General features: G+C 45.8%; 21 protein-coding genes. 17 read left to right on the top strand and 4 right to left on the bottom strand.

Features of this window, described 5'->3' with window-relative positions:
* Nucleotides 1-18: 18 nt before the first annotated feature.
* On the bottom strand, nucleotides 19-534 hold the full coding sequence (locus tag AC3WTF_RS18490) for a gamma carbonic anhydrase (RefSeq protein ID WP_025285156.1): 516 nt from the start codon (nucleotides 532-534) through the stop codon (nucleotides 19-21).
* A 46-nt stretch (nucleotides 535-580) separates the two neighbouring features.
* Here AC3WTF_RS18490 and AC3WTF_RS18485 point away from each other — a divergent pair, with 46 nt between their 5' ends.
* The 3 genes from AC3WTF_RS18485 to AC3WTF_RS18475 all read left to right on the top strand — a co-directional run bounded on the left by AC3WTF_RS18485 (nucleotide 581) and on the right by AC3WTF_RS18475 (nucleotide 3,380).
* The gene (locus AC3WTF_RS18485; RefSeq protein ID WP_003152261.1) at nucleotides 581-1,360 is read left to right on the top strand and encodes an alpha/beta hydrolase; all 780 of its coding nucleotides are present in this window, start codon (nucleotides 581-583) and stop codon (nucleotides 1,358-1,360) included.
* A gap of 20 nt (nucleotides 1,361-1,380) precedes the next feature.
* A complete protein-coding gene (locus AC3WTF_RS18480; RefSeq protein WP_007408825.1) occupies nucleotides 1,381-2,460 on the top strand; it encodes a tetraprenyl-beta-curcumene synthase family protein in 1,080 nt (359 codons plus the stop codon).
* 110 nt (nucleotides 2,461-2,570) lie between these two features.
* Nucleotides 2,571-3,380, top strand: a complete 810-nt coding sequence (locus AC3WTF_RS18475) for a glycerophosphodiester phosphodiesterase family protein (protein WP_216448321.1) — start codon at nucleotides 2,571-2,573, stop codon at nucleotides 3,378-3,380.
* A gap of 17 nt (nucleotides 3,381-3,397) precedes the next feature.
* Here the strand turns inward: AC3WTF_RS18475 and AC3WTF_RS18470 are convergent, their stop codons facing one another.
* The 3 genes from AC3WTF_RS18470 to mnmL all read right to left on the bottom strand — a co-directional run bounded on the left by AC3WTF_RS18470 (nucleotide 3,398) and on the right by mnmL (nucleotide 5,261).
* Complete coding sequence (locus tag AC3WTF_RS18470) at nucleotides 3,398-3,592, bottom strand: hypothetical protein (protein ID WP_003152265.1); 195 nt, start codon at nucleotides 3,590-3,592, stop codon at nucleotides 3,398-3,400.
* Between the two features lie 122 nt (nucleotides 3,593-3,714).
* Entirely contained in the window at nucleotides 3,715-4,296 is a 582-nt protein-coding gene (gene mnmM / locus AC3WTF_RS18465) for a tRNA 5-(aminomethyl)-2-thiouridylate-methyltransferase MnmM (protein ID WP_032868307.1), read from the bottom strand.
* A complete protein-coding gene (mnmL, locus tag AC3WTF_RS18460) occupies nucleotides 4,293-5,261 on the bottom strand; it encodes a tRNA modification radical SAM protein MnmL/YtqA (RefSeq protein ID WP_007408822.1) in 969 nt (322 codons plus the stop codon). The genes mnmM and mnmL overlap by 4 nt, the downstream gene beginning before the upstream one ends.
* Before the next feature lie 237 nt (nucleotides 5,262-5,498).
* On the opposite strand from mnmL, the gene AC3WTF_RS18455 reads away from it, so the two are divergent.
* From AC3WTF_RS18455 to AC3WTF_RS18390, 14 genes are all read left to right on the top strand, one after another.
* Entirely contained in the window at nucleotides 5,499-5,771 is a 273-nt protein-coding gene (locus AC3WTF_RS18455; protein WP_016938496.1) for a YtzC family protein, read from the top strand.
* A gap of 347 nt (nucleotides 5,772-6,118) precedes the next feature.
* Nucleotides 6,119-6,511: a GntR family transcriptional regulator YtrA gene (gene ytrA, locus AC3WTF_RS18450; RefSeq protein ID WP_003152275.1), complete on the top strand. Its 393-nt coding sequence runs from the start codon at nucleotides 6,119-6,121 to the stop codon at nucleotides 6,509-6,511.
* Nucleotides 6,504-7,382, top strand: coding sequence for an ABC transporter ATP-binding protein (locus AC3WTF_RS18445; RefSeq protein ID WP_020956239.1), 879 nt, complete (start codon nucleotides 6,504-6,506; stop codon nucleotides 7,380-7,382). The genes ytrA and AC3WTF_RS18445 overlap by 8 nt, the downstream gene beginning before the upstream one ends.
* Nucleotides 7,376-8,356 carry an ABC transporter permease subunit gene (locus AC3WTF_RS18440; RefSeq protein ID WP_047936051.1) on the top strand — a complete coding sequence of 327 codons (981 nt, stop codon included), beginning with the start codon at nucleotides 7,376-7,378 and terminating at the stop codon, nucleotides 8,354-8,356. The genes AC3WTF_RS18445 and AC3WTF_RS18440 overlap by 7 nt, the downstream gene beginning before the upstream one ends.
* 15 nt (nucleotides 8,357-8,371) lie before the next feature.
* Nucleotides 8,372-9,358 (top strand): ABC transporter permease subunit, encoded by a 987-nt coding sequence (locus AC3WTF_RS18435; protein ID WP_047936049.1) that lies wholly within the window; start codon nucleotides 8,372-8,374, stop codon nucleotides 9,356-9,358.
* Nucleotides 9,359-9,394: 36 nt separating this feature from the next.
* Nucleotides 9,395-10,375: an ABC transporter permease gene (locus tag AC3WTF_RS18430; protein WP_129003212.1), complete on the top strand. Its 981-nt coding sequence runs from the start codon at nucleotides 9,395-9,397 to the stop codon at nucleotides 10,373-10,375.
* Nucleotides 10,376-10,390: 15 nt separating this feature from the next.
* Nucleotides 10,391-11,086 (top strand): ABC transporter ATP-binding protein, encoded by a 696-nt coding sequence (locus AC3WTF_RS18425; RefSeq protein ID WP_007408816.1) that lies wholly within the window; start codon nucleotides 10,391-10,393, stop codon nucleotides 11,084-11,086.
* Nucleotides 11,076-12,386 carry an ABC transporter permease gene (locus tag AC3WTF_RS18420; protein ID WP_015240422.1) on the top strand — a complete coding sequence of 437 codons (1,311 nt, stop codon included), beginning with the start codon at nucleotides 11,076-11,078 and terminating at the stop codon, nucleotides 12,384-12,386. The genes AC3WTF_RS18425 and AC3WTF_RS18420 overlap by 11 nt, the downstream gene beginning before the upstream one ends.
* Before the next feature lie 63 nt (nucleotides 12,387-12,449).
* Nucleotides 12,450-13,145 carry a response regulator transcription factor gene (locus AC3WTF_RS18415; protein WP_047936045.1) on the top strand — a complete coding sequence of 232 codons (696 nt, stop codon included), beginning with the start codon at nucleotides 12,450-12,452 and terminating at the stop codon, nucleotides 13,143-13,145.
* On the top strand, nucleotides 13,138-14,142 hold the full coding sequence (locus AC3WTF_RS18410) for a sensor histidine kinase (RefSeq protein ID WP_015387827.1): 1,005 nt from the start codon (nucleotides 13,138-13,140) through the stop codon (nucleotides 14,140-14,142). The genes AC3WTF_RS18415 and AC3WTF_RS18410 overlap by 8 nt, the downstream gene beginning before the upstream one ends.
* A 102-nt stretch (nucleotides 14,143-14,244) precedes the next feature.
* Nucleotides 14,245-15,000 (top strand): ABC transporter ATP-binding protein, encoded by a 756-nt coding sequence (locus AC3WTF_RS18405; RefSeq protein ID WP_007408812.1) that lies wholly within the window; start codon nucleotides 14,245-14,247, stop codon nucleotides 14,998-15,000.
* Entirely contained in the window at nucleotides 14,997-16,937 is a 1,941-nt protein-coding gene (locus tag AC3WTF_RS18400; protein WP_007408811.1) for an FtsX-like permease family protein, read from the top strand. Before AC3WTF_RS18405 ends, AC3WTF_RS18400 begins: the two co-directional genes overlap by 4 nt.
* Before the next feature lie 107 nt (nucleotides 16,938-17,044).
* Nucleotides 17,045-17,764 carry a YwaF family protein gene (locus AC3WTF_RS18395; RefSeq protein WP_015240419.1) on the top strand — a complete coding sequence of 240 codons (720 nt, stop codon included), beginning with the start codon at nucleotides 17,045-17,047 and terminating at the stop codon, nucleotides 17,762-17,764.
* Between the two features lie 195 nt (nucleotides 17,765-17,959).
* Nucleotides 17,960-19,144 (top strand): MDR family MFS transporter, encoded by a 1,185-nt coding sequence (locus AC3WTF_RS18390; protein WP_047936043.1) that lies wholly within the window; start codon nucleotides 17,960-17,962, stop codon nucleotides 19,142-19,144.
* Nucleotides 19,145-19,244 lie beyond the last annotated feature (100 nt).

Here is a 19,244-nt window from a genome sequence, read left to right as displayed (position 1 = left end):
AACAAAGCTGATCTATTTTTATTTCTCTTGCAGTGTTTTATAGTATCGGCCTTTTTCAACATATTCCGTTCTGATTCTTTCCATGTCCCGTATGTCTTCTTCTGTCAGCCGGCGGATAACCTTTGCGGGCCGGCCGAACGCAAGACAGCCGGGAGGAATGGTTTTGCCCGGAGGAACGAGACTTCCGGCGCCGATAAACGCGCCTTCTCCGATTTCCGCCCCGTCAAGAATGACGGAGCCCATACCGATTAAAGCATTCTTTTTGATGATTGCGCTGTGCAGTGTAACCTGATGGCCGATCGTGACGTCATCTTCAATAAGAAGCGGGCGGTTCGGACTTTGATGCAGACAGCTCAAGTCTTGTATGCTGACTCTTTTTCCGATCCTTGTCGGCGCGACATCCCCCCGGATGACGGCTGAGAACCAAATGCTTGATTGTTCTCCGATCACGACGTCGCCCGTAATGACGGCGTTATCCGCAATGAACGCTTCAGGATGTATGTCAGGCGTAAATTGTTTATAAGGGTAGATTATCATGTCTCATCCTTCTTTCTCTAAATTTATGTAAGAGGTGAACTGCATGTGGACTTGGAAAGCAGACAGGCCCGTCGGTACCATTGTCATTATCCACGGGGCAAGCGAATACCACGGACGTTATAAATGGCTCGTTGAAATGTGGAGATCTTCCGGATATAACGTGGTGATGGGCGATTTGCCCGGTCAGGGAACGTCGACCCGCGCCAGAGGGCATATTCGCTCTTTCCAAGAATACATTGATGAAGTAGATATATGGATTGATAAAGCGAGAACGCTTGAAGCGCCCGTTTTCCTTTTGGGCCACAGCATGGGCGGACTGATTGCGATAGAATGGTTTAAGCAGCAGAGAAATCCCCGCATTACGGCACTCATTTTATCATCACCTTGTCTGGGTCTGCAAATAAAAGTCAATAAAGTCCTTGATTTTGCGTCTAAAGGACTGAACGTCCTCGCTCCGTCCCTCAGAGTGGATTCCGGTTTATCACCTGATATGGCAACGAGGAATGCGGATATGATTGAAGCGGATCAAAACGATTCTTTATATGTCACGAAGGTATCCGTAAGATGGTACAGAGAGCTTTTAAAAACCATTGATGCCGCTATGGTGCCGACTGATGCGTTTTTAAAGGTGCCGCTTTTGCTTATGCAGGGCGGTGATGACAAAATCGTCGATAAAATGAAGGTCCGCAAATGGTTTTCCGGTGTGGCTTCCCATAATAAATCGTACCGGGAATGGGAAGGGCTCTATCATGAAATTTTTAATGAACCGGAAAGAGAAACTGTGTTTAAGGCGGCAAAAGCCTTTACAGATCAGTATATTTGAATTCGCTGGGGGTGCATATGTTGACAGTACCGGAACATCCTTTTAACCTTATGGCAAAAGTGTATCGGGAAATTTTTCCGCTCGTTCATCAGGAATTGAACATGTGGCGGGAAAAATCAGATTCCATTAAAAATACCGAACTGCGGCAGCAGGCGGCCGCAAGTATCCGTGATAAGTCGTTTCATTGTGAAGGCGGCGGCATTTTAGCCTTGCTTTCAGGAGAGCAGAAACAGAAATGCGTGCAATTTATCATCGCGTATCAGACAATCAGTGATTATCTGGACAATCTGTGCGACCGCAGCACCTCGCTTGATCCCGAGGACTTCCGCATGCTTCATCTCTCCATGCGTGACGCGCTGACGGTCGGTGCCGAGGTGCGGCCGTACTATCAGTACAGAGACGAGCAGGATGACGGCGGTTATCTTCATGAGCTGGTCAGAACATGCCAGCGGGTGCTCGGGTCAATAGAACATTACGGTATCATTAAACCTTATTTGCTTGAGCTGTGTGATTATTATTGCGACCTTCAGGTTCATAAGCATGTCGTTGAGCATGAACGCGTTCCGAGGCTTAAAGGCTGGTTTGAGCAGTACCGGTCACAGCTTCCGGAAATGGAGTGGTTTGAGTTCTCGGCCTGCGCCGGATCGACGTTAGGCATTTTCTGTCTCGTTGCTTACTCATTCCAGCCTGATTTTAACGAACATACCGCTGAGAAAATCCGCAGCAGTTATTTTCCGTACATACAAGGGCTGCATATACTGCTTGATTATTTAATTGACCAGGAAGAGGATCTGCTTGAAGGCGATCTGAATTTCTGTACGTATTATCAGTCTCATGAAGAAATGATGCAGAGACTGCAGCATTTTATTGAAAAAGCGGATGAACATTTGCAAGGCATTCCGCATGAAAATTTTCACCGGCTGATCAACAGAGGGTTGCTCGGCGTCTATTTATCCGATGACAAAGTCGCCGGCCAAAAAGAAATGGGCCGCCTCGCGCGAAAGCTGATCAGGGCTAGCGGAAAAACGTCATTTTTCTTTTATATCAACGGAAGAGCCTACCGCAAATTTCAGAAGATGGCTTGGACGAAAAGTTCGTAATGGGTGAACTGCGCCTCTCGTGTAAATCATGACGGCGCAGTTTTTTATTTATGACGTGAAGTATGAAATGAAACATTGTTTGCGCCTGCAGAATATGATACTTTAATTTTATGAAAAAATTAAAGTATTTAGCGGTCATAGCATTACTTTCCATTTCCGGAGGCTGCTCCGTCATCCATGCTTCCGCCGGCTATCATCCTGTCTTGATAGCGCACAGGGGCTCTTCTGCGATTGAGCCGGAACATACAGCTTTGTCTTATGCGCGTGCCATTAAAGACAAAGCAGATTATATTGAGATAGACTTACGGAAGACGAAGGACGGCCATCTGATTGCAATTCACGATAAAACGGTAGATCGGACAACAGATGGTAAAGGGATGACAGATGATCTGTCTTTGGCTCAGATTAAGAAACTGAATGCGGGAAAAGGAGAAAAGATTTTAACATTAGAAGAAATCATACAGAAATTCGGACAAACTGCCAATTACTATATTGAGACAAGAGAAAGCAACGGCAGCCTGGTGATGGAAAAGAAACTGATTGACATATTACAAAAACATAAGCTGATTTCCAGCCATAAAGCAGTCATTGAGTCTTTTAGCGGGAAGAGCTTAAAAAAAGTTCGATCTATGGATAAAAAAGTTCCTCTTGTTCGATTATTAAAAGATAACGAGGCTGAGGAGATAAATGATAAGCAGCTGCAAACCATCAGAACGTATGCTGATACAGTCGGGCTCAACGCCAAATTGGCAAATGAAGCAGTCGTGAAGCGCATTCATCACAATAAGATGAAAGTGCACGTGTTTTTTGATAAGGAAGACGAGCATACGCTGACGCCTATTATGCTGAAACAAAAAGCAGATGGTGTCTTTACAAACAATCCCGCTTATACACGCGGCGTGCTGCAAAACAGTAAATAAAAAGAGACATGCGCATTTTACGCTGTCTCTTTTTTTAACGGTTTCTTTTTTGCCGCAAGGTGCATTGCGAATTTGCCGATCAGCCCGATGACAAAAAATGCAGCAAACCACCAGTAATAGGTTTTTGCGAACTCAAATCCTAAATGTCTTGATAAAATGATGACGAACATCACATAGGGAACACTTGAAAATATGATGCGAAGAATATTCAAACTGCCGCTCCTCCCAGATGTTACACTTAAAAGATGAACTTTTTTCCATTATTTCATAGTAATTGATTTTTCAGAAAAAGTAAACACAAAAAGAATCGGCCCGCTTATGTCAGGCCGATTCTTTATTTGCCGGCAGATTTCTTTTCAATCGCTATAATAAACGGCGGGTCGTTTCGCTGGTTGAGAAAGCCGTAGCTCAGCACGCGCGCTTTTTCCTGATCAAGATTGCTGCAGTACTCCAGTAATGCACTTTTTTCCGTCTTGCCTTCAGGATGCCCGTGGTACACAACGAGAACGATCAGCCCGTTCTCCTTCAGCAGTTCAAGGAGCTGTTCGATCGCGGAAATGGTTGAGTGGCCGTTTGTCGTAATGCTTTTATCGCCGCCGGGCAGATAGCCGAGATTAAACACGGCGCAAGCCACACGACCGTGCGCATCCTCAGGCAGCGATGCCTTTATTTGATCATGGCTCTTATGGTGAAGCGTGACGCGCGGACTGAAGTCGGCACCGAGCCGCTCCTTCGTTTTAGCGAGTGCGTCCGCTTGAATATCAAAGGCATGGACATGTCCTGTTTCACCGACAAGGCTGGCCAGGAAATATGTATCATGTCCGTTGCCCATCGTCGCGTCAACCGTGATATCACCTTCCTGTGCGGCGGACTTCAGCAATTCTTTACTGAAAGGGAGGATGTGCATCAAGGTCATAGGGCGGTCTCCTCCCCGATCTTTCTGAAGAGCTTTCCTTGATAGCTTCCCCGTGTTTCCAGCTCTTTTTGAATGGCGCCCAGTACTTCCCACTTATTGACGCTCCACATCGGTCCGACCATTAATTCGATCGGCCCGTCTCCCGTAATGCGGTGAACGATCATTTCCGGGGGAATGATTTCGAGCTGATCACATACAAGACTTACATATTCTTCTTGAGAAAGGAACTCCAGCTTTCCTTTTTCATATTGCTTCACCATCGGTGTGCCTTTTAATAAGTGAAGCAGGTGAATTTTAATGCCTTGGACATCCAAATCAGCGACGGCTTTGGCCGTCTCCATCATCATGTCCCTGTTTTCAAGCGGAAGCCCGTTAATGATATGGGAACAAACGCGGATGCCGTGTTTTCTCAGTTTATTGACACCCTCAACATAGCAGTCAAAATCATGGGCGCGGTTGATCAGAAGGGCGGTCCGCTCATGCACGGTCTGCAGCCCGAGTTCAACCCACAAATAGGTCCGCTCATTCAGTTCGGCCAAATATTCCACGACATCGTCCGGCAGGCAGTCCGGACGGGTCGCGATCGACATGCCGACAACGCCGTCAAGCTTGAGGACGGATTCGAATTTTTCTCGCAGCTCCTCTACCGGAGCATGCGTATTCGTGAACGCTTGGAAATATGCGATATATTTGCCGTCTTTCCACTTTTCGTGCATGCGGTTTTTGATATCGTGAAATTGCGTGAGTAAGTCATCGGCCCGATTGCCGGCAAAATCGCCGGAGCCCGCCGCGCTGCAGAATGTGCAGCCTCCGTGTGCAACCGTGCCGTCCCGATTCGGGCAGTCAAAACCGCCGTCAAGCGCGACTTTAAACACTTTATGCCCGAAATGCTCCCGCAGATGATAATTTAATGTATGGTACCGTTTTTCCGTATTTGAATAAGGAAAAGGGTTATTCTCGTTCAATGTTCAAAAAGCCTCCCTCACATCAGATGCATCCTAAAATTGTAGCATGAATGATGGGGGTTCACAATCTGAAAACAGGATGCGGCTTTCTTTTGTTTATTATGACTGCAGGCAGGATTCTCATTCCTTTAGTTTAAACTCGGAAAATTTGGTTCTCTTTCCTGCAACCTTCGGGTGTTATTATTTTTGGTCCGCTCAAACTAAGTTTGATTTCCCATTCACTGAGGAGGGGTTTCGTTGGCAACAAGACAATCAGTAGATGAACATCTCCAAAGAAGCGAACAGGCGTATGAATTTGCGAATGAGCAATTTATAACCGCTTCGAAACAAGAGCATTATAATGATAATGAGTACAGTGAAGCGCAAATGATGCTTGAAAACGCGGTGAATGAATTAAACAAGCTGTCATTATCTGCGAATGATCAGCAAAGAGAGCAGCTTTACCGAATGAGATTGCAGCTGCAGACCTTGCAAAACAATATGATTTTGCAGCGTAATTTTGATTACTGACCGCGCCGTTTCAAATGGTTCAGCAAACCTGCCGGAATCCCGGCGGGTTTTTTTGTATTTCTTTTAAAAAAGAATTGACAATAGGGCGGAGTGTGTTTATTGTATTACGTGTACTACTTGATGTAATACACATAAAACACTCAAAAAATGAAATCGACATATAAATGTTAAGCATAGGGAAGGGGAACTTTCATGAAAAACAAAAGATCCGTAAAACAAGATGTGCCTCTTATTATCGCCGCCTCGGTTTTGGCAAGCAGTCTGTTTGTCGTTCTTGTCGTCATCGGTTTTCAATGGCAGAACATTTAAAGAAAGAGAGCAGCTCGTAAAAGAAAGAAGGGAAGTAAATGATTCAAATCGATCCGAGAAGCTCAACTCCGATTTATGAGCAGATCATACAGCAATTGAAAGAGCTTTGTTTAAAAGGGATCATGAAGCCGGGGGATAAACTTCCTTCTGTCAGGGAATTGGCAACGATCATTATCGCCAATCCGAACACAGTCAGCAAAGCGTACAAGGAGCTCGAACGCGATGGTGTCATTGAAACGCTGAGGGGAAGAGGAACGTATATATCGGAGAATGCAAAAACGACATTGGTTGAAGGGAAGATGACGATGATAAAAGAGCAATTGAAACAGCTCATCATCGATGCCCATTACGCGGGAGTTGAGCTGGAGAAGCTGCAGGAATGGATAAAGGAAATCAGCGCTGATGTGAAAGGAGGCAAGGATCATGATTGAATTGCGGAATCTCTCAAAAACGATAGACGGTAAAGAAGTGCTCAAGGATATTTCGCTCACCATCGGAAAAGGGGAAATTTTCGGGCTGCTCGGACGAAACGGATCAGGGAAAACAACACTGCTCCGGCTCATTCAGCAGATTCTGCTGCCGGATCAAGGGACGGTTTTATTTAATCAGGTGGAAATAAAGCGGCATCCGAAAGTAAAACAGAACATCATTTATATGCCTGTTGAAAATCCTTTTTATGACAAGTATACATATAAACAGCTTGTTGCAATTGTAAGCAGAATCTATCCGAATTTTGATGTGACTTACGCCAATGAGCTGATGAACAGGTACGGTATTCCGGAAACGAAGAAATACCGTGAATTATCGACAGGCCTGAAAAAACAGCTTGCGCTCGTCCTTGCCTTTGCTTCACGCCCGGCTCTTATCCTTTTGGATGAACCGACGGACGGAATTGACGCCGTAACGCGTCATGACGTGCTGCAGCTTATGGTGGATGAAGTGGCTGAACGGGAAACGAGTATTCTGATTACTTCACACCGTTTAGAAGATATTGAGCGAATGTGCAACCGGATCGGATTTTTGGAAGGAAATCAGCTGACGAATGTGATGGACTTGGATGATATGAAGGAAGAGTACATGAAAATCCAAATGGCATTTGAAGAGGACGTCGCCTTGAAGATCAGAGAACAAAACATACCGATTCTCGACCATGCCGGTGTGTTTTATACGGTGCTGATTCAAAAGAACGATGAGAAGAAAAAGAACTTTCTGCAAGAGCTGCGGCCGAAAGTATGGAATGAACTTCCTGTGAACTTAGAAGAGGTCTTCATCGCGAAGTTTGGAGGGAACCGGAGATGGTAGACAGGGGATTGCTGTACAGGGAATGGGTGCAGAATCGAACTGTTCTTGTGATGGTCGGCATTTTTTTAGCGGCGGTCAATCCATTTGAAATGTTAAATACCTATCTGGTTTATCAAGGCTGTCTGGACACCCACGGAGCATATTGTAAGTTTTATGTGAATTCTTTGGATAGTGGAATGCTGAACTTGAACTGGGCGCCCGCTGTCATCTTAGCGGTTTGCTTATTCGGACTGGAACGTACGAAAGGAACGATTGATGCGCTTTTCAGTCTGCCTTATTCCCGCGCCCAGGTGTTTCACACTAAATTTTGGCTCGGGGCGGCGGTCATTACCGGCGCTCAGGTGATCGGCTACGGGCTGGCTGAGCTGCTCATTCTTCTGTTAAAGCCTGAGCGCGTATATTTCTTCCACCATTACAGCGTCGGAGAGATTATTGTGAGTATTTTGGCTTTTGCATTGGTCGCGAGTGCAGGCTGCTTAACGGGCAATACGTTCGCCCAGCTGTTAACGGCGTTTGCCGTGTCGATAGCGCCTTACCTGATTATTACGTTGCCGCTGACAAATGCGGAAGTCATTTTCGGGGTCGGCATGTATGAGCTGATGCCGTCAGTCAATGCTTACCTAAACGATTCGTTTCAATATCTGATTCCGATCATGTATGTTAATACGGACTGGGTATCTGCCAGCAAGTATATATTAATCATCCCGGCAGTGATGAGCATTGTATTTTATGCCATCGGGTACTTTTGCTATGTCAGACAGCCGGCGGAACGGAACGGCCGTTTTTTTCTCTGGAGACAGCTTGACCGGCCCATTCAGATTGTGGTGATTATAATCGCCGTTCTCGGTTTTGGCCTGGCGGGGTACTCGACGGGACAGACGATGACAGGGTATGTGGCCGGGATGCTGGTCGGAGGAGCGATCGGATTTTTGGTCAGTTATTTTGCCATATATAAAAAAACGAAGCATGTGTAAGAGAGGAGGACCGGAATGATACCGCGGGGATTGTTGTACACAGAATGGAAGAAAAATCAGTGGTTGTTTTTATGCAGCGGCATTCTTTTAATGGCGGCAAACCCTTTTTTGGTTTATAACAACTACTCAACATATCAAGAATGTTTGAATAACCCAGCTCTTCAAGATTGTGAATTCGTTGTCAATTATACGAATGGATCGCTTCTTTCCTTCAGCTGGATTGTGAGTGTCATCATTGCCGTCTTCTTATTAGGCTTGGAACGGACAAAGGGAACGATGGATGCCTTGTTAAGCATGCCTTACAGCAGAGGCCAAATCTTTCAGACGAAATTCTGGCTTGGCGCAGCAGTCATTGTTGTTCCCCAGGCGATAGGCTATGGAGCGGCGTCTTTGCTGATATCTTTGCTGAAACCGAGCCATACGTACGATTTTGATCATTTCTCAATCGGAATGATTGTCATCAGTTTTATGGCTTACGCCTTGTTAATGGCATCCGGAGCAATAACGGGATATGTATTCGCCCAGCTGTTAACGGCGTTTACCGTAACGAGTCTGCCTTTTTTACTCATCGGTCTGCCGGCCGCGAATTTGGAGGTCGTTTTCGATTTTAGTGTCGGAGATCAATTTTCTATTATCAGCAGATATATCGAATCCCGTCTTTTTATATTTGTAACACCTATTGGATATGTGTTGAACGACTGGATCAGAGAAAGGGATTTGATTTTAATCATTCCGATGGTGATGAGCCTTGTCTTTTATCTGATCGGTTACGTCAGCTTTCTGAAATATCCGAATGAACGGAACGGCAGATTCTTTCTTTGGAGAAAATTGGACCGGCCGGTGCAGATTTTGGTGATTGCGTTTGCCGTTATGGGTTTCGGCGTTTTCGGATATGGGGTCACAGACACGATGTTCGGCTATTTTGCCGGCATTATCTTCGGTGCGGTTATCGGGTTTTTCATCAGTTATTTTACGGTTTACAGGCAGTCAAAGCATGTGTAGAACCGTTTGAAAATGAGCAGTTTGGAGGAAGGCAAGGTGCCGATTAGCGGTTTGCTTTATAAAGAATGGAAGCAGCGGCAGACACTGCTGCTTCTCACAGCGGGGTTCTTATCTATCTTAGGCCCATTGGCAATTATAAATGAGTATTTTCACTATAAGGATTGTTTGAGTGCGCTTCATCAATATTCAGGTTCAGTTTGTACGTTCAGCATTGATTACAGCAATCGGAATTTGATTGGGCTTCATTTCATTCCTCCGGTTATGATGGGGCTTTTTCTGATAAGAGGAGGCCGGGCTGAAAGGATGTTTACACTGAGTCTTCCGTATTCAAGAAGCCGGATATTTCATACGAAGTTTTTCTTGGGAGCAGCCGTGTTAGCCGGCTCGCAGTTTGTTTCTTACGGAGTATCTGACATATTGTTTCTAGCGCTTAAACCTGACGCTGTCCATCATTTTCAATCATTCAGTGCAGGGATGCTAGTCATCAGCTTGATGATTTATGCATTAGTGACAGCTGCCGGCACGATAACGGGCAATTTAGCGGCGCAGCTGATCACAGCGTTCACGGTTTCCGTCTTTCCGATCGTGGTTATGACGATTTACCTGTTAAACGCTGAGTTCCTTTTTGGCAGGCAGGCTGTGCCGGATATTGATTTCCCTTGGAGCGGATTTCTGATCTATTTCATGCCTGCCGCTTACATCCATACATCATGGATGTATTACATGAAACACGCATTGTTAATCTCCGCATTAATGGGGTTTTGTTTCTATCTATTCGGCTATGTGAATTTCCTGAAAATGCCGAGTGAACGAAGCGGACATTTTATCCTAAGCAAACACATTGAACGCACCATTCAAGTGCTCGTCATGTCGCTCAGTATGCTGGGAAGTGCGGGGGTATGCGGATATGCTTATAACGGTTCGTATACCGGTTACATATTCGGCATGCTTATCGGCGCGGTTATCGGGTTTTTCATCAGTTATTACTTCATCTATAAAAAAACGAAACAGATATAAGGGGGAGTGGTGTACGTGATAGAAGTACAGCATATTGATCATTCATTTAAAATCGGCAGGAAAGGCAGAGAGAGTGAGGTTCCGGTATTGAAGGATGTCTCTTTGACCGTTGAAAAAGGGGAAATTGCCTGTATCGTCGGTCGGAGCGGTTCCGGAAAATCAACGCTTCTGAATTTAATATCCGGATACATAGCGCCGACGAAGGGCCGTATCGTCATTAACGGCACTGATGTGACGGGCTTCAGTGAAAAAGAGTGGGCGCAGTTCCGCCTCGGGCATTTCGGCTTTATTTTTCAAAGTTTTCAGCTCATTCCGAGTCTGACAACCTATGAAAATGTTGAAATGCCGCTTGCCTTAAAAGGCGTCAAACCGTCTGAACGCAAGCAGAAAGTCGCGGACATGCTGAAACGGGTCGGACTTGAGAATCATGCGAATCATTATCCGAATGAGCTGTCAGGCGGCCAGCAGCAGCGTGTCAGTATCGCAAGAGCCCTGATTTTAAATCCGTCAATTATTTTAGCTGATGAGCCGACGGGAAGCCTTGATTCAGAAACGGAACTTGAGGTGCTTGCATTAATTCAGCAGCTGAACCGGGAGCGCGGGATTACATTTGTCATCATTACGCATGACGATGAAGTCGCTTCGATCGCGCATTCAAAATTCCAGCTGCATGACGGTGTATTAAAAGGGGGCGTTACTGTTGAGATTTAAGGATCAGATTCACTTTATCAGAAGAAATATGAAGAAAAACCGGCTGCGTGTTTTCATGACGGTGCTGGCGACGACAATGGCGTGCGCGTTTTTAGTGGTGCTGGCTTCCGTCGGATTCGGCATCCAAAAAACGATTACAGACATTACGATGAGCCAGCAGATTGTTACGGAAATCAATGTGCTCGGCCAAGAGAACGGAAAAGCCGTGAAGAAATCAGACTTGGAAAAGTATAAAAATGTCAAGTCTGTCGTTGAAAGAACACAAGTGTATGAACCGAACAAAGCGTCATTGGGAAACCGAACAAATGAAGATTCAGCCATTGTGCTGACAAACATGAACGATGAAGTCAAAGCCAATATGGAGCTTGATCAGGGAAGAGTCGCCCGCACAGAGAATGAAATCGTGGTCGGCTATGATTTTGCGAAGAACCTATTGACGAAAAAAGAGGCTGACGCTTACGACAAAGAGTTAAATGATCACCAAGGCGACATGTCGGAGGTGAAAAAACCAAAAGGCTATACGAAAGACCTGCTTAATAAAACGATACAGCTGAGCATCTCCAAAACAAACAAAGACGGAGACGTTGAGAAAACGAAAACATACGACTTCAAAGTAGTCGGAATTACAAAAAAACCGTCCCAAGATTGGATGGAGGATACAAATATTTTTGTGAGTGATCAATTCAAGAAAGACTTCTCAACATTCTTGGATCTGAAGAATGGAAATGCGGAAAAAAGCATCAATGTGTATGCGGACAAATTCGATCATGTCGATCAGCTTACCCATGACCTCACGGATGACGGCTTTTATGTCAGATCTGTCACTACCGAGCTGAAGGGCGTCAACACCTTTTTCCTTGTCTTTAAAATCGGCCTGATCTTTGTCGGCTTTATCGCCGTCGTGATTTCTGCCATCGGTATTTTCAATACGATGACGATGGCGGTGACGGAACGAACGCAGGAAATCGGGATTATGAAAGCAATTGGCGCAAGCCCGTCCATCATCCGCAGAATGTTCCTGATGGAAAGCGCCTATATCGGGATATTAGGTTCTGTCATCGGGATTATCATTTCTTACGGAGTGAGTTTTGCCGTCAATCTGGCTGTGCCGGTTATTTTGAAAGCGGTAGGGGGAAACACCGGAGCCGAAGATCTTCATTATACCTTCTCCTATATCCCGCTCAGCCTCGTTGTGATCGCAGTTGTCATTTGTGCGGGGGTCGCGGTGATTTCCGGTATGAATCCGGCCCGCAAAGCGACAAAGACCAACGTTCTGACTGCATTAAGAAGAGAACTGTAAAGGAAAAAAGCCGGCTGGACATCAGCCGGTTTTTCCTCTATCTATCAGAAAAGGGCGGATACCATGTTTCACATTTTGTTAATAGAAGATGATAACACTTTGTTTCATGAGATGAAAGAGAGATTAACGGGCTGGTCATTTGCGGTGCACGGAATAAAAGATTTCAGCCGGGTCATCCGGGAGTTTTCCGAAATTAAGCCTGATTTGGTGATCATTGATGTACAGCTGCCGAAATTTGACGGCTTTCATTGGTGCAGAATGATACGCTCCCTATCAAACGTGCCGATTCTCTTTTTGTCCTCGCGCGATCATCCCGCGGATATGGTCATGTCGATGCAGCTCGGGGCAGATGATTTTATTCAGAAGCCTTTTCACTTTGATGTGTTAATCGCGAAAATACAGGCGGTGTTCCGCCGTGTGCATCAATACGGTACAGAACCTGCGCTGATGAAAAGATGGTGCGGGGCGGTCATTGACACAGAAACCAACACGGTAAGCCGTAAAAACGGTTCGGTCGAGCTGACCAAAAACGAAATGCTGATCTTAAAACTGCTGGCTGAGCAGAAAAATAAAATCGTCAGCCGGGAAGAACTCATCAGAAGCCTATGGAATGATGAGCGTTTCGTCAGTGAAAATACGCTGACGGTGAATGTCAATCGTCTGCGGAAAAAACTCGATCAATTAGGCATCGGGAAAATGATTGAAACCAAAGTGGGGCAGGGATACATCGCAAAGGAAGAAGACGGTCTTTATGATTAAATCATTTCTGCTCGAAAGAAAGAGCTGGATCGCGATGTTTCTTTTGCAGCAGGCTGTGCTCCTTTTTGCGGCATATATTGATCCGTCTATTCCGTTTTTTTCGGTGCTGTATTTCGTTTACCTGTCGCTTCTTGTGTTTCTTGTATTTCTCTTGTTCCGCTATCGTAAAGAGACCGCCTATTATAAAAGCTTAAGAGAGTGGGACGCCAATTTAGACATGTCTTACCTTAAAGCGCCTGACAGTCCGTTTGAGTCTATCGTTGAAGAAAGCATTGAAGGGCAGACAGAGCAGTTAAGAAAAAGCTCACTTGATCTTCAGGCGGCGTCAGAGCATGAAAAGGACGATCTGATGTCGTGGATTCACGAGGTCAAAACACCGCTGACAGCGATGCATCTCATGATCGAGCGCCTTGATGAACAGCCGCTGAAAGCCCCTTTGCTGTATGAATGGCTGCGGATTCACCATCTCCTGGACCAGCAGCTTCATCAGAAACGATTGTCCTTTATTGAAAATGATTTATCATTCCAGCGAATTCAGCTCAGACCGCTCGTTTTCAAAGAAATTAAAAATCTGCAATCATGGTGTATACAAAAAGGGATCGGGTTTGACATTCAGCTTGATTCACCAGACGTTCACAGTGACGGAAAATGGCTTTCCTTCATCATCAGGCAGCTGTTAAGCAATGCCGTCAAATACAGTGAGGCGGATGACATTACCGTAAAAAGCTATGAACAAAACGGCCGGGTGCATGTGGATATCGAAGACCGCGGCATCGGCATCGAGCCCAAAGATCTTCCGCGCATTTTTGAAAAGGGATTTACCTCGACGCGAATGAGGCGTGATCACGCGTCAACGGGGATGGGCCTGTATTTGGCTCAAAAAGCCGCGGCTCCGCTTCTTATCCAGATCAGCGTGCGCTCTGAGCCGGAAAGCGGCACGGTTTTTACCTTGGTGTTTCCGAAACAGAACGATGCCGTCAGCATGTTCAGCGTGTGACAAAAGTGTCACATGCTTTTCTCTTTTGTTCGCTTAATCAAACGAAAAAAACGGCTTCTGTTTTTAAAATAAAGATAACCAATGTAAAAGGAGAATCAGAACGTGATGATTTTAGAAGCAGGCAATATCCAAAAAAGCTACGGAAACAAGCTGAATAAACAAGAGGTGCTGAAAGGAATTGATCTTCAGATTCACAAAGGGGAATTCGTCAGCATTATGGGCCCTTCGGGATCAGGGAAAACGACCCTTTTGAATGTGCTTTCCTCCATTGATAAAGTGAGCGCGGGCACCATTAAACTGAATGAGACGGAGATTACATCCATGAAAGAAAAGCAGCTTGCCGAATTCAGAAAACGGCATCTCGGCTTTATTTTTCAGGATTATAATTTATTGGACACCCTGACCGTGAAAGAAAACATACTCCTGCCGTTATCCATTACGAAAATGTCTAAGAAAGAGGCGGACCTGCGATTTGCCGAGACGGCAGAGGAGCTTGGGATCTATGATTTGCGACATAAGTATCCAAGTGAAATTTCCGGCGGGCAAAAACAGCGGACGTCTGCCGCAAGAGCTGTTATTCACGAGCCGGGCATTATTTTTGCTGATGAGCCGACCGGAGCGCTCGATTCAAAGGCTGCCATGGATTTACTGAATAAACTCAGCCGTCTGAATCAAAAACGCCGCGCCACCATTGTGATGGTGACGCATGATCCGGTTGCCGCCAGCTATTCCGGACGTGTGGTTTTCATTAAAGACGGCCGTGTGTATACACAGCTGAATAAAGGCGGCCAGGACAGACCGGACTTTTTTCAGGATATTATGAAAACGCAAAGTGTATTGGGCGGGGTTCAGGCATGAGTATTCATCATTTGATCTTCCAGAACCTGAAAAAGAATTTGAAAAACTATTACCTTTACGTTTTTGCGCTGGTGTTCAGCGCCGCCCTTTATTTCGCGTTTGTCACGATGCAATACGATCCTGCGCTTGATGAAATGAAAAGCTCCATAAAAGGAGCGGCGGCAATCCGGGCAGCCTCTGTACTGCTTGTGGCGATCGTGTCGGTATTTCTTTTATACGCCAACACCATTTTTATTAAACGGCGCGGCCGGGAAATCGGCTTATTCCGATTAATCGGCATGACGAAAATGCACATTTTCCGCATACTCAGCACAGAAAATTTCATTTTGTATTTCGGATCGATTTGGATCGGTATTTTTGCCGGCTTTTCTCTCTCGAAATTATGTATGATGATGCTGTTTCATACAGTCGGTGTGAAAGCCTCTGTCTCACTGTTTTTTTCAAGCAAGGCGCTCGTTCAGACGTTAATTGTGTTCGGGGCGATTTACGTGCTGATTATGATGATGAATTACTTATTTATTAAACGGCAAAGCATTTTGTCTTTATTTAAAACCGCGTCATCGTCAGAAAGCGGCATAAGACGGCTTTCTTGGGTGCAGATGTCGATCGGTGTTGTCGGTATTGCGGCCATTATCGCCGGCTATGCCGTGTCCGCGGATTTATTCGGAGGCAGTTTTACGAGCATGAATGAACTGTTTTCGGCCATGGTGTTTATTCTCGGCTCGGTCATTATCGGAACCTATCTGTTTTATAAAGGTTCGGTCAGCTTTCTGGCAAATCTCATCCGGAAATCAAAAGGCGGGTATCTGAATGTCAGTGAAGTGCTGTCTTTGTCATCCATCATGTTCCGGATGAAGTCAAACGCCGTCCTGCTGACGATTATTACGACTCTTTCGGCGCTGGCAATCGGTTTGCTGTCTTTAAGCTATATCTCGTACTATTCCGCGGAAAAATCGGCTGAGCAAAATACAGCCGCGGACTTTGCGTTTGATAACCAAAAGGAGACTGACTCATTTACCGCTTTATTGAAGAAAAACGGAATTGAACACAAAGTGAAAACAATCAAGACCATTCAAGCCGGTGTCAATATGAAGAACATCATAAACGGCGACATGAAAAGCTTTCAACAAGACCCGTCCAGCTTGGCGCTGCCGATTATAAGCGAGAAAGACGCAGAAGGGACGGAGCTTTCTGACGGAGAAGCCGTGTTTACCGGATATAATGATATGATGAAAAGATTTCTCGACCTGAAAACGTCAGGTTCCATTGATATAAACGGCAAAACGGATAAAATACCGCTGGCGTATAAGGGCTTGAAGAACGACTTCCTTCTGTCATATACATTTACAAGCGGAGGGCTGCCGACCGTTATCGTCACGCAGCAGGTATTTGACCGGATCGAGAAAGATATCGACCCGTCCATTCAGGGAAAATCAAATCGGTTTTTCGGCATTACACTCAAACGTGAAGAGGACATCCAAAAAGCTGATGGTCTGTTTCAGGCGCAGCACTATTCTGACGGCGCGCTTTCACAATTTGAAACGGCTGACACCCAAAAGAAAAACATGGGGCTGATCATGTTTATTGTCGGCTTTTTGGGGTTAACCTTTCTGATCACCTCAGGCTGTATCCTTTATTTTAAACAAATGGGCGAGTGTGAGGATGAGAAGGCTGATTACACGATATTGCGGAAGCTCGGCTTCACAACGGGGGATCTGCTGAAAGGCATCCGCCGGAAGCAGGCGTATCATTTCGGGATTCCGCTCGTTCTCGGGCTGTTCCACAGCTATTTTGCCGTTCAGTCAGGATGGTTTTTATTCGGAACGGAAGTGTGGACGCCGATGATCATCGTCATGGCGCTGTATACGCTGCTGTACTCCATCTTCGGCATGCTGTCGGTGCTATACTATAAAAAGGTCATTCAATCCGCATTGTAAAACAAGTTGAGGAGCCTCCGCATAAGCGGAGGCTTTTTTTGTATGAATAGAAGAAAGCGATTTTTAAAAGAATAGACATACGTCATTTTCTCGCGCGGGGGAGCCTTATGCAGAAGTATTTTCAATTGAAATCTGAAACAGGAGCCTTTCATCTTTTTTCCAAGGAACACATTTTCACGCTTTTGGTCATCGGATTGCTTGGGGTGTGCGTGATCATATTCCGGAAACAGCTCAATCACGGCCGGCCGAATCGCGTTTTCCGCTATGTACTGTTCATTCTCCTTGCCGTGTCGCAGATCAGCTATCATATATGGCTGCTTTGTCATCATGCCTGGTCGCTGAAAACAGCTCTGCCGCTGCAGCTGAGCGACCTTTCCGTCTATTTGGCAATGCTGATGGTCATGACAAAAAGCAAAAAACTGTTCGCCTTCCTCTATTTTGCCGGTTTGGGCAGCGCCGTACAGGCGATGGCAACACCTGATTTAGGGGCGTATTCTTTCCCTCATTTTCGGTACATCGTGTTTTTCGTCTCCCACGGCTGTGTTTTTCTTACCTGCCTATTCATGGCCGCTTCAGAAAGGTACAGACCGTCGGCGCGCGGACTGTGGGTGTCTGTGCTGATCGTAAATCTGTACGGGGCGTGTGTCTTTTTTATTGATCGTGTGCTGAATGCAAATTACTTATATTTAATGAAAAAACCGAAGACCGCTTCGCTTCTGAATGTTTTCGGACCTTGGCCGTGGTATCTTCTATCAATGGAAGCGGCGGTGATATTGAGCTTTTTCATTCTGTATATTCCGTTTTGGCTGCTGAGGAAAAGAGCATGAGGCCGGCCTGTTTTTATGAATCCAATCATTTGTAATTTTTTCAACATTCCGGCATTATTTTTTTCAGATTCTGTTGTTGAAAAAAGACGTCCGCGGCGATAGAATGAATGTGCTATGATAACGTGTTCGATACGGAGCCGCGGCTTGCGGTTTCCGTTTTTTCATGGGGTTTTTTATAGAGAGAGGGGGATCGGTATGCCGCGCGCTTTGAAGATATTAATCATCGGAATGTTTATCAATGTGACGGGCGCATCTTTTTTGTGGCCGCTTAATACGATCTATATTCATAATCATTTAGGGAAATCGCTGACTGTTGCGGGGGTTGTTCTGATGCTGAATTCCGGGGCCAGTGTGGCGGGGAATTTATGCGGCGGATTTTTGTTTGATAAAATCGGCGGATTCAAATCCATTATGCTGGGCATTATGATCACATTGGCAAGTCTTCTCGGACTCGTTCTGTTTCATCAATGGCCCGTTTATATTTGGCTGCTCATCATTGTCGGCTTCGGTTCCGGTATCGTGTTTCCGGCCAGTTACGCCATGGCGGGAGCGGTATGGAAAGAAGGCGGGCGGAGAGCTTTTAATGCGATTTATGTAGCTCAGAACGCAGGTGTCGCCGTGGGCTCGGCACTCGGCGGGATGGTTGCGGCGTACTCGTTTACGTACGTGTTTTTAGCCAATGCTTTGCTGTATGTGCTGTTTTTCCTTATCGTATTTTTCGGGTTTCGAAATATCAAAACCCAGCATGCGAGCCAGGTTTCTGTTCTGGACTACGAGCCTGTCAGCAGCAGAACGAAATTTACGGCGCTTCTCATATTGAGCGGCGGGTATGTTCTCGGGTGGATCGCTTATTCGCAGTGGTCCACAACCGTTGCGTCACATACTCAAAGCATCGGTATGCCGCTTTCATTATACAGTGTGCTCTGGACCGTAAACGGAATATTAATTGTCGCCGGACAGCCTCTCATGGGAGCTGTTCTGAAAAAATGGTCCGGTGCGTTAAAAACGCAGATGGTCATCGGCTTTTGTATTTTTATCGTCTCGTTCGGCGTGCTTCTCAGCGCCAAGCAATTTCCGATGTACCTCACCGCAATGGTGATTTTAACCGTCGGAGAAATGCTTGTCTGGCCTGCCGTGCCTACCATTGCCAATCAGCTTGCGCCTAAGGGGAAAGAAGGATTTTACCAAGGATTCGTCAACAGTGCGGCGACGGGCGGCAGAATGATCGGGCCGCTCCTTGGCGGCGTGCTGGTTGATCAGTACGGAATGAGCGTGCTGCTGTTGATCCTGATGGTGCTTCTTGTTGTCAGCATCGCAGCGACGGTGCTGTACGACAAACGCCTGAAAACCGTTAATAAACAAAACGTCCAAGTGCGATGACGACATAAAAAAATCCCGCTGTTTGGGACTGACCCCATAATATGAGACAAACAAAAAACACCTTCAAGTTTGAAAACGGATCGTTGTTATCCGAAATTAG

It is taken from the genome of Bacillus sp. EB106-06-01-XG163 (genome assembly GCF_058791615.1).
The sequence above is the reverse complement of the archived record's forward strand: the minus strand, read 5'-3'. Positions and strand labels throughout refer to the sequence as shown.

What these genes read in the sequence shown, in the direction of transcription:
- AC3WTF_RS18475 (WP_216448321.1), top strand. Translation starts at nt 2,571, where the DNA reads ATGAAAAAATTAAAGTATTTAGCGGTCATAGCATTACTTTCCATTTCC.
- AC3WTF_RS18395 (WP_015240419.1), top strand. Translation starts at nt 17,045, where the DNA reads ATGCAGAAGTATTTTCAATTGAAATCTGAAACAGGAGCCTTTCATCTT.
- AC3WTF_RS18410 (WP_015387827.1), top strand. Translation starts at nt 13,138, where the DNA reads ATGATTAAATCATTTCTGCTCGAAAGAAAGAGCTGGATCGCGATGTTT.
- AC3WTF_RS18435 (WP_047936049.1), top strand. Translation starts at nt 8,372, where the DNA reads ATGATACCGCGGGGATTGTTGTACACAGAATGGAAGAAAAATCAGTGG.
- mnmM (WP_032868307.1), bottom strand. Translation starts at nt 4,296, where the DNA reads ATGACCTTGATGCACATCCTCCCTTTCAGTAAAGAATTGCTGAAGTCC.
- AC3WTF_RS18485 (WP_003152261.1), top strand. Translation starts at nt 581, where the DNA reads ATGTGGACTTGGAAAGCAGACAGGCCCGTCGGTACCATTGTCATTATC.
- AC3WTF_RS18415 (WP_047936045.1), top strand. Translation starts at nt 12,450, where the DNA reads ATGTTTCACATTTTGTTAATAGAAGATGATAACACTTTGTTTCATGAG.
- ytrA (WP_003152275.1), top strand. Translation starts at nt 6,119, where the DNA reads ATGATTCAAATCGATCCGAGAAGCTCAACTCCGATTTATGAGCAGATC.
- AC3WTF_RS18390 (WP_047936043.1), top strand. Translation starts at nt 17,960, where the DNA reads ATGCCGCGCGCTTTGAAGATATTAATCATCGGAATGTTTATCAATGTG.
- AC3WTF_RS18445 (WP_020956239.1), top strand. Translation starts at nt 6,504, where the DNA reads ATGATTGAATTGCGGAATCTCTCAAAAACGATAGACGGTAAAGAAGTG.
- AC3WTF_RS18440 (WP_047936051.1), top strand. Translation starts at nt 7,376, where the DNA reads ATGGTAGACAGGGGATTGCTGTACAGGGAATGGGTGCAGAATCGAACT.
- AC3WTF_RS18400 (WP_007408811.1), top strand. Translation starts at nt 14,997, where the DNA reads ATGAGTATTCATCATTTGATCTTCCAGAACCTGAAAAAGAATTTGAAA.